Annotated in this window: 16 protein-coding genes and 1 pseudogene; 6 read left to right on the plus strand and 11 right to left on the minus strand. The window is 75.0% G+C overall.

Annotation, left to right across the window (positions count from 1 at the left end; translation table 11 throughout):
* Positions 1–40 precede the first annotated feature (40 nt).
* Positions 41–565: an RNA 2',3'-cyclic phosphodiesterase gene (gene thpR, locus LRS07_RS11360; RefSeq protein ID WP_260498158.1), complete on the plus strand. Its 525-nt coding sequence runs from the start codon at positions 41–43 to the stop codon at positions 563–565.
* 19 nt (positions 566–584) lie between these two features.
* Here the strand turns inward: thpR and LRS07_RS11365 are convergent, their stop codons facing one another.
* Entirely contained in the window at positions 585–806 is a 222-nt protein-coding gene (locus tag LRS07_RS11365) for a glycine zipper 2TM domain-containing protein (protein WP_260498159.1), read from the minus strand.
* A gap of 152 nt (positions 807–958) precedes the next feature.
* Positions 959–2,005, minus strand: a complete 1,047-nt coding sequence (gene mnmH / locus LRS07_RS11370; protein ID WP_260498160.1) for a tRNA 2-selenouridine(34) synthase MnmH — start codon at positions 2,003–2,005, stop codon at positions 959–961.
* A gap of 102 nt (positions 2,006–2,107) precedes the next feature.
* Between mnmH and selD the strand changes: the two genes are divergently transcribed.
* Complete coding sequence (gene selD / locus LRS07_RS11375) at positions 2,108–3,184, plus strand: selenide, water dikinase SelD (protein ID WP_260498161.1); 1,077 nt, start codon at positions 2,108–2,110, stop codon at positions 3,182–3,184.
* On the opposite strand, the gene LRS07_RS11380 is transcribed toward selD, so the two are convergent.
* The 5 genes and pseudogenes from LRS07_RS11380 to LRS07_RS11395 all read right to left on the minus strand — a co-directional run bounded on the left by LRS07_RS11380 (position 3,181) and on the right by LRS07_RS11395 (position 9,267).
* Entirely contained in the window at positions 3,181–3,762 is a 582-nt protein-coding gene (locus LRS07_RS11380) for a hypothetical protein (protein WP_260498162.1), read from the minus strand. The two genes, selD and LRS07_RS11380, sit on opposite strands and share 4 nt — an antisense overlap.
* A 385-nt stretch (positions 3,763–4,147) precedes the next feature.
* Positions 4,148–4,825 (minus strand): annotated as a pseudogene (locus LRS07_RS22250) (serine/threonine protein kinase); the annotation flags it as partial.
* 59 nt (positions 4,826–4,884) lie between these two features.
* Positions 4,885–5,961, minus strand: coding sequence for a hypothetical protein (locus LRS07_RS11385; protein ID WP_260498163.1), 1,077 nt, complete (start codon positions 5,959–5,961; stop codon positions 4,885–4,887).
* A 112-nt stretch (positions 5,962–6,073) separates the two neighbouring features.
* A complete protein-coding gene (locus LRS07_RS11390) occupies positions 6,074–8,107 on the minus strand; it encodes a hypothetical protein (RefSeq protein ID WP_260498164.1) in 2,034 nt (677 codons plus the stop codon).
* Between the two features lie 503 nt (positions 8,108–8,610).
* Entirely contained in the window at positions 8,611–9,267 is a 657-nt protein-coding gene (locus tag LRS07_RS11395) for an RluA family pseudouridine synthase (protein ID WP_260498165.1), read from the minus strand.
* Positions 9,268–9,423: 156 nt separating this feature from the next.
* Between LRS07_RS11395 and LRS07_RS11400 the strand changes: the two genes are divergently transcribed.
* The gene (locus tag LRS07_RS11400) at positions 9,424–11,673 is read left to right on the plus strand and encodes a TonB-dependent receptor plug domain-containing protein (protein ID WP_260498166.1); all 2,250 of its coding nucleotides are present in this window, start codon (positions 9,424–9,426) and stop codon (positions 11,671–11,673) included.
* Positions 11,674–11,706: 33 nt separating this feature from the next.
* Here LRS07_RS11400 and LRS07_RS11405 read toward each other — a convergent pair whose 3' ends face one another.
* Together LRS07_RS11405 and LRS07_RS11410 are read right to left on the minus strand one after the other, a co-directional pair.
* Positions 11,707–12,102, minus strand: a complete 396-nt coding sequence (locus LRS07_RS11405; RefSeq protein WP_260498167.1) for a hypothetical protein — start codon at positions 12,100–12,102, stop codon at positions 11,707–11,709.
* 133 nt (positions 12,103–12,235) lie between these two features.
* Positions 12,236–12,505 (minus strand): RNA-binding S4 domain-containing protein, encoded by a 270-nt coding sequence (locus LRS07_RS11410; protein WP_260498168.1) that lies wholly within the window; start codon positions 12,503–12,505, stop codon positions 12,236–12,238.
* Positions 12,506–12,642: 137 nt separating this feature from the next.
* Here LRS07_RS11410 and LRS07_RS11415 point away from each other — a divergent pair, with 137 nt between their 5' ends.
* Entirely contained in the window at positions 12,643–13,446 is an 804-nt protein-coding gene (locus tag LRS07_RS11415; RefSeq protein ID WP_260498169.1) for a DUF2520 domain-containing protein, read from the plus strand.
* 64 nt (positions 13,447–13,510) lie between these two features.
* Entirely contained in the window at positions 13,511–13,885 is a 375-nt protein-coding gene (locus tag LRS07_RS11420; RefSeq protein ID WP_260498170.1) for a hypothetical protein, read from the plus strand.
* A 10-nt stretch (positions 13,886–13,895) separates the two neighbouring features.
* Here the strand turns inward: LRS07_RS11420 and LRS07_RS11425 are convergent, their stop codons facing one another.
* Together LRS07_RS11425 and LRS07_RS11430 are read right to left on the minus strand one after the other, a co-directional pair.
* Positions 13,896–14,543, minus strand: coding sequence for a DUF938 domain-containing protein (locus LRS07_RS11425; protein WP_260498171.1), 648 nt, complete (start codon positions 14,541–14,543; stop codon positions 13,896–13,898).
* Positions 14,540–15,148 carry a peroxiredoxin gene (locus LRS07_RS11430; RefSeq protein WP_260498172.1) on the minus strand — a complete coding sequence of 203 codons (609 nt, stop codon included), beginning with the start codon at positions 15,146–15,148 and terminating at the stop codon, positions 14,540–14,542. The genes LRS07_RS11425 and LRS07_RS11430 overlap by 4 nt, the downstream gene beginning before the upstream one ends.
* A 96-nt stretch (positions 15,149–15,244) precedes the next feature.
* Here LRS07_RS11430 and LRS07_RS22005 point away from each other — a divergent pair, with 96 nt between their 5' ends.
* Complete coding sequence (locus tag LRS07_RS22005) at positions 15,245–16,447, plus strand: glycosyltransferase (RefSeq protein ID WP_312028293.1); 1,203 nt, start codon at positions 15,245–15,247, stop codon at positions 16,445–16,447.
* Positions 16,448–16,596 lie beyond the last annotated feature (149 nt).

Consider the following 16,596-nt stretch of genomic DNA (forward strand, 5'->3'; position numbering starts at 1 on the left):
CGGGCGGTCGCGCGTCAGGCTGAGGGCGGGGGCTGACAGCATGGGCATGCGGCTGTTCTTCGCGCTGTGGCCTGTGCCGCCGGTGCGGGACGCCCTCCTGGCGGTGCAGGCGGCGTGGCGCTGGCCCGCCACCGCGCGTCCCACGCGCCGCGAACGGCTTCACGTCACGCTGCTGTTCCTCGGCATGGTGCCGGCGGAACGGTTCGACCCGCTGCTGCACGCCGTCGACCGCGGCGGCGTCCTCGCGCACGGGGAACTGGCGCTCGACAACTGCGCGCTGTGGCACGGCGGCCTCGCAGTGCTGGAAGCCGGTCGTCGGTGTGCGCCGCTGCAGGCGCTGCATGAGCGGCTGAAGACGGCGGCGGCGTCGGTCGGCCTGCCCACGCAGGCGCGGCGCTACCGGCCGCACGTCACGCTCGCCCGCCAGGCCGACGGTGCGGCGATGCCGGCGTCACCGCCCTGCATCGCCTGGCCGATCGACGGCTTCGTGCTGGTCGCGTCCGAGGGCGCGCGGGGCTATCGCCCGGTCGCCGCGTGGGACGCGAGGGGCCGGCGCGCCGGTTGAGCCGGGCCGGCCGCGGGCCTCACTGGCCCTTGCGCTTGGACACTTCGTTGCCGACCACACCGCCGGCGATGGCGCCGCCGACCGTGCCCAACGTGCTGCCGCCGGTGATGACGGAGCCGGCCACGCCGCCGACACCGGCGCCGATGGCGGTGTTGCGCTCGCGCGGGGTCATGCTGCAGCCGGTGGTGGCGATGGCGCCGACCAGGGTGGCGGCCACGACGAGGGAGCGGGTGAGGTTCATGACGATCTCCTGGGTGTGAAGGGCCGCCTGCGGCGGGCCCGGTACCGTCACTTTGGTGCGGCCCGGAAGAGGGCGCCATCGGGCCCGCGTCCGTCGTCCTGTCCGCGTCCTGCACCCACCGTGTCAGGCGAGGCCGACGGCAGGCGGGCCGGTCAGCGCAGCGCGGCGATGCGTCCGGCCAGGTCGGCGATGCCGGCCTCGCCGAGGTCCTCCGCCACCACGCGCCGCGCCTGGTCCAGCCGCTGCAAGTGGGCGCGTTGGGAGCGGGCGTACAGCGGGTCGTAGTGCTCGCGCATCAGCGCCTCGAACAGCGGCGCCAGGGCGCCTTCGCGGGCCCAGCCCTGCCAGCGGTCCAGCGTCTCGCGGGCGTGCAGTTCGCGCAGCAGGCCGATCTGGCCGGCCAGCCGTTCGCCGTCGTCGCCGAGGTAGGCGTAGTCGCGCAGCAGGTAGGCCAGCCGGGCCTCGGCCGTGGCCGCGATCTCGATGCACGGGCTGGCGCGCAGCGCGTCGAGCAGCGGCAGCGGCACGTTGAGCCGGCCGATGCGGTTGCTCTCGGCCTCGACGTACAGCGGCCGCGCCGGATCGGCCCGCTCCAGCACCGTGGCCAGCGCGGTCTCGAAGGCCTTCTGCGAGGGCTGCGGCGTGCCGGGCAGGGCGCCCAGCACCGAGCCCTTGTGCCGGGCCTCGCCTTCGAGGTCCAGCACCTGTTCGCCGCGCTCGGCCAGCGCCTTCAGCAGCGCCGTCTTGGCGCTGCCGGTGGGGCCGCTCAGCACCCGGTACTGCAGCCGCGGGGCCCGCTGCTCGACCAGGGCGATGACGTGCCGGCGCCAGCTCTTGTAGCCCCCGGCCAGCTGCTGCGCGTCCCAGCCCACCAGCCGCAGCCACTGCACCATCGAGCCCGACCGCAGGCCGCCGCGCCAGCAGTAGACCAGCGGGCGCCAGCCCTTGGGCTTGTCGGCGAAGCGTTCGGCCAGGTGGCGCGCCAGGTTGGCCGCCACCATCGCGCCGCCGATGCGCCGCGCCTCGAACGCACCCTGCTGCTTGTAGACGGTGCCGACGATGCGCCGCTGGTCGTCGTCGAGCACCGGGCAGCTGAGGGCGCCGGGGATGCGGTCCTCCGCGAATTCGGACGGCGAACGGGCGTCGATGATGTCGTCGAAGGCGTGGCGTTCCTCGACGCCGACCGGGCGGCCGCTCATGATGTCGGCCCCTCGGCCGCCGGGGACGTCGGCCGATCCCCCGAGGGCATCGCGGGGCGGCTCGGGGCGGCCCGGCGCCGGGCCCGCGTCCCGCTCGCGACAATGCGGGCCTTGCCAAGAAGGATTGAAGTGACCACTGCTGATGACATTCGTCTGACCGCCTTCTCGCACGGCGGCGGCTGCGGCTGCAAGATCGCGCCGGGGGTGCTGGCCGACATCCTGTCGCGCACGCCCGCCGGCGTGCTGCCGCCCGAACTGCTGGTCGGCATCGAGACCGCCGACGACGCGGCGGTCTACCGCCTCAACGACCAGCAGGCGCTGGTCGCCACGACCGACTTCTTCACGCCGATTGTCGACGACCCGCACGACTTCGGCCGCATCGCCGCGACCAACGCGCTGTCCGACGTCTACGCCATGGGCGGCACACCCATCCTGGCGCTGGCCATCGTCGGCATGCCGCTGGACAAGCTGCCGCTGGCGGTGATCGGCCGCATCCTCGACGGCGGCGCCTCGGTCTGCCGCGACGCCGGCATCCCGATCGCCGGTGGCCATTCGATCGACGTGCTGGAGCCGATCTACGGCCTGGTCGCCATCGGCCTGGTGCACCCCGACCGGATCAAGCGCAACGCCGGCGCGCGGGCCGGCGACCGGCTGGTGCTGGGCAAGCCGCTGGGCGTGGGCGTGCTGTCGGCGGCCTTGAAGAAGGGCCGGCTGGACGCCGCGGGGTATGCCGAGATGATCGAGCACACCACACGGCTCAACCGCGTCGGCGCCGACCTGGCCGCGCTCGAGGGCGTGCACGCGCTGACCGACGTCACCGGCTTCGGCCTGGCCGGCCATGCGCTGGAGATGGCGCGTGGGGCGCGCCTGGCGGCGCAGGTGCGGCTGTCCGCGCTGCCCCTGATCCAGCGCGCCGCTGACTTCGCCCGCGATGGCCTGGCCACGGGCGCCTCCGCGCGCAACTGGGCCGGCTACGGCGCCGAGGTGGACTGGCCGGCCGGTGCGGCCGACTGGCAGCGCACGCTGGTGACCGACCCGCAGACCAGCGGCGGCCTCCTGGTGGCGTGCGCGGCCGACGCGGTCGACGCGGTGCTGGGGCGCTTTCGTTCGGCCGGCTTCGCCGAGGCGGCGGAGATCGGCGCGCTGGCCGACGGCGCGCCGCGGCTGGGCTTCGTCTAGCGGGAGGCGGGCGACGCCGGCGGGGCAGCGACTGGCGCCGAGGCGGCCGCCGCCACCGCCTTCGCCCGCACGCACAGCGGGTGGTCCGCCTGTTCGGGCGCGGTGCAGGTCTCGCGCAGGCAGCGCCGCAGTTCCTCGCCTTCGAGCGCGCCGCAGGCCGCGCCCGGCGTGATGCCGGCCTCCAGCGCCTGGCCGGGCAGCATGCGGGACACACCCTCCAGCGCCAGCGCGGTGTCGCGCTGGTAGAGCACGTAGCCGCCGGCGGCCAGCGCCAGCGCGCCCAGCACCGCGACCAGCCCGGCGCGTTGCAGCAGCCCGCGCACGCCGACCGCGGCGCGCGGCGCCGCCCCGTCCAGGCCGTCGTCCGGCTGCGAGTCGGCGGGGTCGTCGAGCAGCGCCTCGAAGCGCGAGGGCGGCAAGGTGGTGCTCGGCGGGGGGATGCGGGCGCCGACACCGGCGAACGCGACGGCGGCGGGGGGCGGCGGCCGAGACGCCGGCCCGCCGGCGGCAGTGGCGGCGGCCGTGGCCGCGGGCGCGCCCTCGGCCGGGGTCAGCCGCGGCGGCTCGCGGCGGGGCACGGGCTGCAGCTCCGGCGGCGGCTCGCCCCCCGGGGCCGCCGCCCGCCCAGCGCGGCACGGCCGGCGCCTCGCCGCCGGCCGGCACGCCGGGGTGCAGCGGCACGACGGTGGCCGGGCGGGCGGCCGGAGTGTCGGCCGGTTTGGCGCCCATCGTCATGCGGATCAGCGCGTCCACCCGGGGCTCGCCATGGCCGGCGGTGATCGCGCGCAGGGCACGGCGCCATTCCTCGACGCTGCCCGGCCGGCCGGCCGGGTGCAGCGACATCGCGCGGTCGATCTCGGCCAGCAGGCGCTCGTCGCAGCCGCCGGTCTCGATCAGCGGCAGGCTGGCCAGCGGCAGGAAGGCCTCTTCGTCCTCGTCGCGCAGCACCGCCGACGGCGGTGTGCGGCCGGTGAGGGCGAAGCGCGCCAGCGCCGCCAGCGCGTGCAGGTCGGTCCAGGGGCCGGGCGAGCCGCTGGCCCGGCTGGGCCGGTGCTGTTCCAGCGGCGCATAACCGGGGTTGACCACCCGCTCCAGCGGTGCCTCGCGAGGCTGCAGCAGCCGGCGCGAGGCGCCGAAGTCCAGCAGCAGCGGCCGGCCGTCGGGCCGCAGCAGCACGTTGTCGGGGGCGATGTCGCCGTGCAGGCGGCCGGCCTCGTGCAGCGACTGCACGGCGCCGAGCAGCGGTTTCAGCAGCCCGTCGCGCAGCCAGTCCTCGCTCGGCGGCTGCGACTGGCGCTCGCGCCAGGCGGCCAGGCTTTCGCCCTCGAGCCGGGCGCTGACCCAGCCGCCCTCGTCGTCGCCCACCCACCAGCGCTCCACGCGCAGCAGGCAGGGGTGGTCCAGCCGTGCCAGCAGCCGGGCGCCGTGGACGAAGGCCTCCAGCGCGCGCACCAGCGAGGCATGCGGACCCGGCAGCGGCCGGAAGTGCTTGACCGTGACGCGGGCGCCCGAGGCCAGGTCGGTGCCGAAGTAGACATGGCCCCAGCCGCCCTCGCTGACCACCCGCTCCAGCCGGCAGCCGCCCAGCACCTCGCCGGGCATGAACGGCGCGCGGCCGGGCAGGGGAGGGCGTTGGTGCATGGGTCGGGTCGGCGAGGGCGTCGGGGTGGGGTTATAGCAAGTTCGGCCGGCCGGTCGGCCTAGAAGCCGCCGTGCCAGGCCAGCGTCAGCGACCTCGAGTGGGCGCCGCTGCCCAGGCGGTCGGTGGCGGCGTGCAGCCGCCAGCCGCGCCAGCCCACGCCGACGCCCAGGCGCCGCTCGTGGAAGCGCCAGCCGATGGCGCTGAACCGGTCGCCGGCCCGGTGCTCCCAGGTCAGGCGGGGCAGCAGGCCGAAGTCGGTCAGCCAGTCGGTGGCCAGTTCCAGCCGGTGGGCGGGTTGCACCGCCCAGCCCAGCCGGGCGGTCCAGCGCTGGGGCGCCGCCGCGGTGTGGCCCGTCTGCGAGTTGCGGCCCTGCACCAGCGGCCGGTAGAGCAGGAAGCCGTCGGCGTCGTAGGACTGGGTGCTGGTCGACAGGCTGGCCGACTGCTGCGGGATGCCGCGCCAGTGCAGCCAGCCGAGGTCGCGCACGGCGAGCGCCGCGTCCCAGCCGCGGTCGGCCCACGCCACTTCGCCGTTGAGCAGCAGGCCCATGCCATGCGCCTCGAACCCCTGCAGGAAGGGCGCGTCGAGGCGGTCGTAGGTTTCCACCGAGCGCAGGTCGAAGGCGTAGCCGCGGGTGGCGGCGGTGTAGCCCACCGGCCCGTCGATGCGGCGTTCGCGCCAGCGGGTCAGCAGCAGGCCCTGGGCGCCCAGACGCAGCGTCCACGACGGGCCGAGCGCGAAGCGGCGCTCGGCGTCCGCCCCGACGCCGGCGAAGCCGCGCAGGCGGGCGTCGACCTGCCACTGGCGGTCGACGTCGGCGGGCGCGGCCTTGTTGACCTGCGCCAGCAGTTCCACCGCGTCGCGGTTGAGCACCAGCGTGGCCCGGCTGCGCGCGAGCAGGCCGAAGGTCCAGGCCCCGGAGGACCGGGCCAGGCGCACCTCCTCGTCGAGGTAGGCCAGGTTGCGGCCGTCGCGCGGCCGCAGGCGCCGGTGGTCCTCGTCGGCCAGGTCGGCCAGCGGCAGCGCGTCGCTGTGGCGGTCCGAATGGAGCTCCAGCTGCCAGGTCTGCGCGCTGGCCGGCGTGGCGATGCAAGCGGCGAGCGCGGTCCAGGCGGCGACCCCGACGGCGGCCACGGCGCGCCGCGGGCGGCGGGACGTCGGAGGAAGGGCGGGAACAACATGGTCGTCCTGGAGCAAAAGGGGCCCGGCGAACCGGGCCCCGGGGCCGTCGAAGGGTGTCCGAGCGTCAGAAGCCCAGGTCCAGCGAGACGAAGGTCTGGTCGGTGAAGGTGAGCAGGCCGTTGCCGCGGTTCAGGCTGCCGATGGTGGTGCCGCCCTTGCGCAGCGGGATGGTCGCCGCGCTGCCGTCCCAGGTCAGGGTGAGCTCGGAGGCCGCCTCGGTCAGCGTGTACACCGGCGAGGCGGTGTCGAGCGCGGAACCGGTGAGCGTCACCACCCGGGTCGGCGCCGTGGCACCGGCCGCGAAGCTGCGGTACTGCGCGTTCACCGAGGCCACGTTGTCCTGGTGGCTGCCGATCGACGTGCCGAGGGTCAGCTCCAGCGTCGGCCGCTGCGGCGCGGTGACCGTGCCCTTGAAGCTCATGGCGGTGGTGAAGGTGTTGGACGCGCTGTCGGCCAGCCCCGCGTCGTAGTTGCCGTAGCCGGTCACGGTCAGCTCGAGCGTGCCGGTCAGGAACTCGGTGACGTTGCTGCCGTCGAGGGTGCTGAAGCGACCGCTGGCCACCAGCTTGGTCGGCAGGTGCGAGCGCAGGCTCTTGTCCCAGGCCGACTCGGTGAGCTGCAGCGAGCCGTCGAACTTCGCGCCCGGCGTGGTCCAGACGATCTGCCCGCCACCGGTGAACAGGTCACCGCCGGCCGGGGCCACGGCGCTGGGCGACTGCGGGGCCACGAAGTTGCCATTGGCGTCGCGGGACACCGGGAACTCGTTGGCGGTCAGCGACTTCACCTCCAGCGTGCCTTCGACGTTGCCGTCCGCCTTGTAGGCGATCAGGCTGCCGTTGATCGTCACCGCCTCCGTCTTCGGCGCGCTGATGGTGCGGGTGCCGCTGATGTCGATGGTGTGCCGCGTGTTGACCAGTGCCGAGCCGCCCTGCTCGAAGGCGCCGGGCAGGCCGCCCTTGATGGTGACGGCGGTGACGTGGCCGTCGCCGTTCGTCGTGCTGGTCACCGTGCCCGAGTAGCCGTCGGCCTGCAGGGCGACGTTGGCCACCTGGGCGCCGTTGACGAAGTCGGTGCGACGGGCCCGGGTGGCGTAGGTGAAGCTGCCGGCCTCGCTGCCGGGGTTCAGCGTGAAGCCGTGGCGCCAGTGCTGCGTCGTGTTGCCGGCCAGGCTGACGAAGTAGGTCGCACGGCAGCCGATGAAGTTGGCGTTGCCGGCGTTGCTGGCCTGGGTGGTCAGCGCCGAGTCCTGGTACAGCGTGCAGCCGACGGCGCTGATGGCGTCCGGGTCGGCGATCAACTGGCTTGGCGTGACGCCGAAGCCCTTGCCCCGGTTCGGGGTGGTCGTCCGACCGGCCTTGTAGTCGTTGTACAGGTCGATGCCGACGATGATGGCGCTGGTGTCCTTGGCCAGCACGTCCAGCGGCACCTGCACGTCGCGCATTGCCGTGCGGAACTTGAACGCCTGCTGGTTCACCGCGCCGGTGGCCGAGGCGGTCGCCCCGCCGCCGCTGAACAGCGCGAGCCAGTCGGAGCGCAGGTTGTTGAACAGTGACTTGGCCGACGCGATGGCGGTGGCGGTGCCGCTTTCCACCGCGGCGGGCGCGGCGCAGGTGGTGCCGCTGCAACCCAGGTTGGCGACGGCCACGCCCAGTTCGGCGCTGGACACGACGGCCTGCACCTCGGGCTTGGCCAGCACGGTGGCGACGGCGCCCTGCAGCGCGGCCGACACGTCGGTGCTGCCGGTGCTCAGCTTGAGGGTGGTGGTGCTGGTGGCGGCGGCCAGGGTGCTGACCACGCAGTCGACGGCGCCGGCGTTGCAGCCCAGGCTGCCGGCGGCCGCCAGCTGGGCCACGCTGCCCAGCAGCACGGCCATCTGCTTCTGCTCCGGCGTGGTGGCGTTGGCCAGCGGCTTGACGTCGACCGCGATCGGGTCGAAGCCCAGCAGCGTCTGCACCGTGGCCTTGGCCTGGCTCACGTTGGCGGCGGACAGGCCGCCGCTGGCCTTGGCGGCCGCGGCCACCGCCATCTCGCTGAAGGGCGTGATCGCGGCATTGGTGCTGACGGTGCCGGAGGCGGCCGGCACGACCACCGACCGCATGGAGAAGCCCGCCGGCAGCGGCTTGACTGGCCGTCGGCCTCGTCGAGGTGCGTGGTGCCGGCGTTGGCGGTCACCCGCACCACGTAGGGCTGGCCGGCCGTGCCGTCGAAGCTCAGGCTGTACCGGCCGAGGGCGTCGGTGGTGGTGGTCTTCAACGCGGTCGTCGACAGCGTCCCGTCGGGGTTGACGGCGTAGACACCGACGTCCGCGTTGGCCATCAGGCCCTTGGCCGCGGTGCCGCTCAGGCTGACGCTGCTGGCCTGGCCGACCGCCGCACCGTCGCCGCCGCCGCCGCAGGCGGTCAGCAGGCTGGCCGCCGCCATGGCGGCCCAGGCGAGCGGAATGTTCTTCGTCATGCTTCAGTTCCCCCTCGAAGTGAATCGTCATGCCCTAAATGGGTGCGCGAATTCTCTTCATCGGTGCCACCACCGAAGCGGTCAAACGGCTTGCATTTCGTGTACTTATTCCGGCTTCCGTCCCGCCGCTTCGCGACGCCACAAGGCCTAGAAGGGTGGCCGGCTGTCGAGCGCCAGCCGCAGGGCGACGGCCGGGTGCGGCAGCGCCAGCGCGCTGGCGTGCAGCATCAGCCGCGGCGCCGCCGCCTCGACCGCCGGGCTGGCGTACAGCGGATCGCCCAGCAGCGGATGGCCGATGGCGGCCAGGTGCACCCGCAACTGGTGCGAGCGGCCGGTCACCGGCGCCAGCAGCAGTCGGGTGACGGGCCGGCCGTCGGGCAGGTGGCCGTGTGCCAGCACCTTCCAGCGGGTGAGGCTGGGCTTGCCGTGCGCGTGGTCGACCCGCTGCCGTGGCCGGGCCGGCCAGTCGGCGCCCAGCGGCAGCTCGATGCGCCCCCAGCCGCCGTCGCCGTCCGCCGGGGCCAGGTGGCCGTCGGCCACGGCCACATACCGCTTGTCCACCTGCCGCCGTTCGAAGGCCATCGACAGCCGACGCTGCGCGGCGTCGCTGCAGGCGAAGAGCATCAGCCCGGAGGTGCCCATGTCGAGCCGGTGCACCACGCGCGCGTCGGGCCAGCGGGGCAGCAGCCGGTGGTGCAGGCAGTCCTGGCCCTCCGGCCCGCGGCCGGCCACCGACAGCAGGCCGGCCGGCTTGACGGCCACCAGCAGGTGGGCGTCGCGCCAGAGCACGACCGGCGGCGGCACGGTCGGGGTGGGCGTCGCGCGGGGGGCGCCCGGACGGCCCCGGTGCGGGCGGGGGTGGCGGCGACAGGTGGGGCGGCGACGTCATGCGGCGGCAGACCGTAGCAGACGCCACACGCCGTCGCCGGGTCGCCGAGGACCGGCGACGACAATCGCTGGATGAGCATGCCCGCCCGCCGTCTCCGCCTCGCCCTGCCCATGCCATGGCCGCTGGCCGCCTGCGGTCTGGTGGGGCTCGGCTCCGCGGTCGCACAGCCGCAGCCCGGTGGCGGCGAGCCGGCGCCGCTGCCGTCGCAGCAGGTCGAGATCCGGGGCACCCGGCAGAGCGCCGACATCGACCTGCGCCGCAATTCGACCGCCGCCAAGATCGTCATCGGCCGCGAGGACATCGAGCGCTTCGGCGACCAGTCGCTCGGCGAGACGCTGCGCCGCCTGCCGGGCGTGACGCTGGACGGCGCCCCGGGCCGCGGCGGCGCGGTGCGCATGCGTGGCCTGGGCGGCGGCTACACCCAGCTGCTGATCGACGGCGAACGGGTGCCGCCGGGCTTTTCCTTCGATCAGTTGAGCCCGGAGCAGGTGGAGCGCATCGAGGTGCTGCGCGCGCCGACCGCGGAGACCGGTGCCCGCGCCATCGCCGGCACCATCAACATCGTCACCCGCGAAGGATTCACCCGCCGGCTCAACGACCTCAAGCTGGGCCTGGGCGGCGAGAACCAGCACCTGCGCCCGGGCGCCACCTGGTCGCGCAACGGCAGCCTCGGCGACTTCAGCCACAACACCACCGTGTCGCTCTGGCAGACGGCCAAGGAGGCCGATGGCAGCTTCACGTCCACCCGCCGCGACCTGGCCAGCGGCGCCGTCACCCAGCAGCGGTTCGACCGCTACCAGGGCCTGGACGAGCGCACCGGCCTGTCGGCCAGCTCGCGCCTGCAGTGGCGGCTGGGCGAGGGCCGCTCGCTGATGCTGACGCCGTCGCTGTTCACCCTCGGCGGCAGCGGCCACCGCGACACCACCAGCACCGGCAGCTACAACGGCAGCACCTTCGACCGGGTGCGCAGCGACGACGAGAGCCGCTTCAGCGTGGCGCGGCTGCAGGGCCTGTGGCGCCACCGGCTGGCCGACGGCACGCGACTGGAGACCCGCGGCAGCGCCAACAGCTGGCAGGCGCGCAACGACAGCCTGCGGCAAGACTTCGGCGGCGGCGCCCTGCAGCGCACGGTGGACGACCGCTCGCGCACCCGCGAGCGCGGCCTGAACCTGTCGGTCAAGGGCAGCAAGCTGCTGGACAACGACCACAGCCTGGTCGGCGGCGTCGAGACCGAATGGAACTGGCGCGACGAGAACCGGCGCGTGCAGACCACCTTCCCCAACGCGTCGACGCAGCCGTCGCCGATCGCCGACGACCTCGGCGCACAGAACCAGCGCTGGGCGCTGTACCTGCAGGACGAGTGGTCCCTGTCGCCGCAGTGGGCGCTGCACGCGGGTCTGCGCGGCGAGACCATCCTCACGCGGGGCGACCTGCCGAGCGGTGTCGCGCAGAGCAACCGCAGCACGGTGTGGTCGCCGCTGCTGCATGCGCTGTGGAAGCCGGACCCCAAGGGCCGCGACCAGGTGCGCCTGAGCCTGACGCGCAGCTACAAGTCGCCGACGCTGCGCGAATTGATCGGCGTGCCGCGGCTGGCCGGCAACAGCGGCGCCGACGTGACCAACGCGCCCACCGACCCCGACCGCATCGGCAACGCCACGCTGCAGCCGGAACTCGCGACCGGGCTGGACCTGGCGTTCGAGCGCTACCCGGCGGCCGGCGGGGTGCTCAGTGCCGGTGTCTTCCACCGCCGCATCAGCAACGTCATCCGCTCCCAGGTCAGCCTGGAGAACGTGCCGTGGAGCACGGTGCCGCGCTACGTCGCCCGGCCGCAGAACGTCGGCGACGCGACCGTGCAGGGCGTCGAGTTCGACAGCCGTTTCCGCCTCGACCAGTGGTGGACGGCGGCCCCGGCGGTGGACCTGCGCTTCAACGCCAGCGTCTTCCGCTCGGTGGTGGACGGCGTGCCGGGGCCGGACAACCGGCTCGACCGCCAGCCCAAGGCCAGCCTCAACGTCGGCGGTGACTACCGGCTGCGCGGCGGTCTGCCGTTGACCGTGGGCGGCAACCTCGGCGTGGTGCCGGGCTACCGGGTGCAGGTGGCGGCCAACCAGGACGCGGTCACGGGTCGCAAGCGGGTGATCGACGCCTACGCGCTGTGGACGGTGGACCCCACCACCCAGCTGAGGTTGACCGCCAGCAACCTGTCGCCGCTGGACGCCACCGGGCAGACCGGCTTCGTCACGGCGACCACGCGGGACTCGGTCGACGCCAGTTCGCGCAGCTACCTGAGCTGGCAGCTGCGGCTGGAGATGAAGCTCTAGCCGGCCCTGCCGGGCCGGCCGGCTTCATCGGCTTCAGCGGCTGGTGCCGGTGGTGCCACCCGTGGTGCCGCCGGTCGACCCCGAACCCATCGAGCCGCCGGTGCCCATCGGCGCGGACGCGGCGGCGTTGTTGTTGTTGACGTCGCCACTGGTGCTGCCGGCCGCGCCCGTGCTGCCGGTGGTGGAGGCGGTGCTGCCCGCGCTGCCGGTGCTGCCGGTGCCGGTGGTGGTGTCGCCGGTGGCGCCCGGGGTCGTGCCGGTGGTGCCGCCCGTGGTGCCGCTGGTCGTGTCGGTGCTGCTCGGCGTTGCCGCCGTGCCGCCGGTGGTGCTGCCGCTGCTGTTGTCCGGGCGTCCGCAGGCGCTCAGCGCCAGGGCGGTGGTCAGGGCGACGGCCAGGGTTTTCAGGCTCAGCGAAGTCGATCGGTTCATGTCGTGGCTCCTTCAGCGATGTCGGGGGAGGCCCGGCGCCGGTGGTGCCGGGGATGTGCCCCTTTCCATGGCAGCGGCCGTGCCCGCACTGCTCGCGGCCCTGGGGCGGCGGGGGGCGACGAACTGTGCGGCGTCAGGCCGGCGCCGGGGCGGGGCCGCCGGCGGCCGGGAGCGTCAGCCGGATGCGCCAGCCGGCCAGCGTCACCACCTGACCGGCGCGCAGCTTGGCGCTGCGGCGCAGCTCCGGGCGGCCGTCGACGCTGACCCCGCCGTCGGCGATCAGCTGCTTGGCCGCGCCGCCGCTGGGCACCGCGCCGGTGGCCTTGAGCAGGGCGTCGAGGGCGATGTGGTCGCCGCGCAGCGGGAAGTCCATCGGCTCGGTGGTGTCGGCGGGACGGGTCATCGCGGCATCATGCCGTGCCGCCGTCCCATCCCCGATCGCCCGCGCATGCCGCCCACCCACGTCCCCCGCCTGGCCTTCATCGGCGCCGGCCGCGTCGCGCGGGTGCTCGCCACCGGCTGGGGGAGGCGGGCCGCACCGTGACGGCCGTGGCGAGCCGCTCGGCAGACGCGGCCGCCGCGCTGGCCGCGCGGCTTCCGGGCACGCCGGCCGTCGCGCCCGCGGCGGCCTGCGCGGCCGCCGACATCGTCTTCCTCACCGTGCCGGACGACGCGCTGGCCGCCGCCTGCGCGGCGCTGCCCTGGCGGCCCGGCCAGCTGGCGGTGCACTGCAGCGGCGCCACCGAGCTGACGGCGCTGGACGCCGCCCGTGCGGCCGGCGCCGGCGTCGCCGGCTTCCACCCGCTGCAGATCTTCTCCGACCCCGGGCGCGGCCTGGCCCGCCTGCGCGGCAGCAGCGTGGCCATTGAAGTGGGCGGGGGCGGTCCGCCGTCGGCCGCGGACTGGCTCGGCGCGCTGGCACAGGACCTGGGCCTGGAGGTCATCACCGTGCCGGCGGGCGCCCGAGCCCTGTACCACGCGGCGGCAAGCCATTCGGCCAGCTTCCTGCTCTCGCTGCTGCAGGAGTCGCTCGACCTGTGGGCGCGCTTCGGTGTCGGCCCGCAGGCGGCCCTGGCCGCGCTGCTGCCCCTGGCCCGCGGCACGCTGGACGCGGCGGCCGCGGCCGGGCCGGCCGGCGCCTTGTCCGGGCCGCTGTCGCGTGGCGACGCCGGCGTCGTGCGGCGCCACCTGCAGGCGCTGCACGCCCTCGGCGGCGACCATGGCGACTTCTACCGTGTGCTCGCCCGGCGGCAGCTGCGGCTGGCCCACGACGCCGGGCGGCTCGACCCGGCGACGCTGGCGGCCCTGGCCGCCGTGCTGGACGGGCCAGGTCGCGGGCCTTGAAGCGGAACCCGGGCGTCCCCACGTCTGGTGCAGGCCGGTGTCGTGCCGGCAGAGGAACCGCTCGATGACCCCCTCGACCCCTTCGACCACCCCGTCCGACCCCGGCACGCCCGCCCCGCTGCGCCTGCCCGAGCGCCTGGTGCCGCTGGCCGCGATGGCGCACCTGCTGGAGCGCCTGGAGCGCACGCCGCGGCCGGCGGGTCCGGCGTCCGCCGACCAGTACCGCGACCTGGTGCAGCGGCTGGAGGCCGCCCTCGCCGATCAGCCGATGGACGCCGCCTTGCAGGCGCTGCTCAACGCCCACCCGGCCACCGCCGAGCTGTACGAAAACCTGCAGTACCGGCACGCGGGCCTCTGCCGCTCGCCGCTGGAAGCGTCGCTGAACGCCGAGCTGAAGGCCGTCGAGGTCATCGGCCGGGCGCAGCGCGCGGGCCGCTGACCGGCCGCCCTCAGAACCGGTCGAAGACCAGCAGCTGGTTGTGGGCGGGCATCGGCACCCGCTCGACCCAGCGCAGGCCGGCGGCCGTCGCCTCGGCCTGCACCGCGCCCAGCTGGCGCAGGCCCCAGCGCTCGTCCCGTGACCGCAGCGAGGCGTCGAAGGCGACGTTGCTCGGCGCCAGCGCCTCGCCGTCGACCTCGAACGGGCCATAGACCATCAGCCGCCCCCCGGGCGTGAGCGCCGCCGCGGCCAGCCGCATCAGCGCCGGCACCACCGGCCACGGCGCGATGTGCAGCAGGTTGGCGCAGAACACCAGGTCCACCGGCGACGCCGGCGGGGCGGCGCCGTCCGGCGCCAGCAGGTCCAGCCGCTGCGGCGGCGCCACGTTGGGCAAGCCGTCGCACCAGGCCGCGATCGAGGCCAGCGCCTCGTCGCTGACGTCGGTGGGCTGCCACCACCAGCCGGCGAAGGCGGCCGCGAAGCGGGCACTGTGCTGCCCGCTGCCGCTGGCGATTTCCAGGGCGCGGCCGGTGGCGCCGAGCCGTTCGGACAGTGCCGCCTGCAGCGGGGGGCCGTTGCGCTCGGCCGCCGGGCTGACGAGGCGGGCACCGCCCGGCACCCGGGGCGCGTCGGCCGGGCGCCAGGGACCGTCGCTCACCGTGCGGTCGGCTGCGGCGATGGCTGCTGCGCCCGCCAGGCTTCCACCGCCTTCAGCGTGGCGTCGACGTGCCCGTCGGGGTTCATGCTGACGTGGCTGTGCAGGATGCGGCCCTGCGGCGAGATGACGTAGCTCACCCGGTCGGCCATGCCCGGCACCATGCGCAGGGCGGCGTCGTACTGCTTCATCACCTTGGCGCCCGCGTCGGCCGCCACCGGGAAGCGGTTGCGACAGGCCTCGACCGAGAACTTCTTCAGCGTCTCGATGCCGTCGTTCGACATGCCGATGACGCTGGCGCCGAGCGCCTTGAAGCGGTCGGTGGCCTCGGCGAACTGGTGCGCCTCCACCGTGCAGCCGCTGGTGAACGCCTTGGGGAAGAAGTACAGCACCACCGGGCCCTGCTTCAGCGCGTCGGCCAGGCTGAACCGGAAGGCCTGCCCGCCGACGGCGGCTTCGGCGCTGAAGTTCGGCGCGTCGGCGCCCACGGGCAGGGCGGCCTGGGCGGTCCGCACGGCCGGCGGCGTGACGAGGGCCGACAGCAGGGCGGCGACGGCCAGGTGCCTGCCGCGGCGGCTGCGGGGTCTAGGGGTGATGAGGCTGGGCATCTGGCGGCGGTCAATTGAGGCTCGTCGATCGTAGCGGGCCGGCATCTCCGACCCCGTCATGGGCCTGTCATGCCGCTCGGCCATGCTGCCCCGCCGATGACCACCCGCGCGACGCCCCCGCCACGCCCCACCCTCGACCTCGTCTACTTCGACGCCGGCGGCGGCCACCGGGCGACGGCGCAGGCGCTGCAGCAGGTGCTGCATCAGCAGCGCAGGCCCTGGCGGGTCCGCACCCTGCACCTGCTGAAGGTGCTCGACGCGCCCACCGGGGAGCGCTTCTACAACCTGCGGCTGGCGCGGGGTTGGACGCTCGGCCTGTCGCAGGAGTTGCGGGTGCTGCAGCAGGCCATCCGGCTGGCGCATCCGCTGCTGGTCAAGCGGCTGGTGGCGCATTGGTGCGACGACCGGCCGGACCTGGTGGTGTCGCTGGTGCCCAACTTCAACCGCTGCATGGCCGAGGCGCTGGCGCAGGTCCACCCGCCGGCGCCGCTGGTGACGGTGATGACCGACCTCGCCGACCACCCGCCCGCGTTCTGGATGGAGCCGGGCGGCGTCCAGCACCTGGTCTGCGGCAGCCCGCGGGCGCTGCAGCAGGCGCGGGCGCTGGACCATCCGCCGGAGCGGCTGCACAGCACCTCGGGCATGGTGATCCGCCCCGGCTTCTACGCTCCGCCGGTGGCCGACCGCGCCGGCGAGCGCCTGCGCCAGGGGCTGGATCCGTTCCGGCCGACGGTGCTGGTGCTGTTCGGCGGCCACGGCTCGCGGCGCATGCTGGACATCGCCCGCCGCCTCGGCGAGGCCGGGCTGCAGCAGGTCCTGGTCTGCGGCCACAACGCCGCCCTGGCGCAGGCGCTGCAGGCGCTGCCCGCCACGTCCGCCCCGCGCCGGGTGCTGGGCTACACGCAGGACGTGCCGTACTGGATGGACCTGGCCGACGTCTTCGTCGGCAAGCCGGGCCCGGGCTCGATCAGCGAGGCGCTGCAGCGCGGCCTGCCGGTGGTGGTGGAGCGCAACGCCTGGACCATGCCGCAGGAGCGCTACAACGCCGACTGGGTGCAGGACCAGGGCGTGGGTGTGGTGGTGGACAACTTCCGCGAGGTGGCGCCGGCGGTGCGCCGCGTGCTCGACGACCGCCGGCGCTTCGCCGCGGCGGTGGCGCGGCAGGAGAATCGCGCGCTCCACGAGGTGCCGGAGATCCTGGCCGACCTGCTGCAGGCGGGCAGCTGGCCGCAGCGGCCGCCCAACGCCCCGGCGGTGCTGCGTCCGTCGGCCTGGTGGCGGCCGAGGCTGGCGGCGTGACGGGTCGGGTTCAGGTCCAGCGGAGCTCGACGCCGGTCTCTCGGGCCAGCCGCCGCAGGTCGTCCTCGCTGTCGAGGTCGGTGACGTAGCGACGGTCGTCGCTGAGGAAGGCCGCCGCCGCGGCCGCATGCGCCTGCCGCCAGCGCCGC

Origin of the sequence: Aquabacterium sp. J223 (assembly GCF_024666615.1) — a bacterium.
In the GTDB taxonomy this organism is placed as follows: Bacteria; Pseudomonadota; Gammaproteobacteria; order Burkholderiales; family Burkholderiaceae_C; genus J223.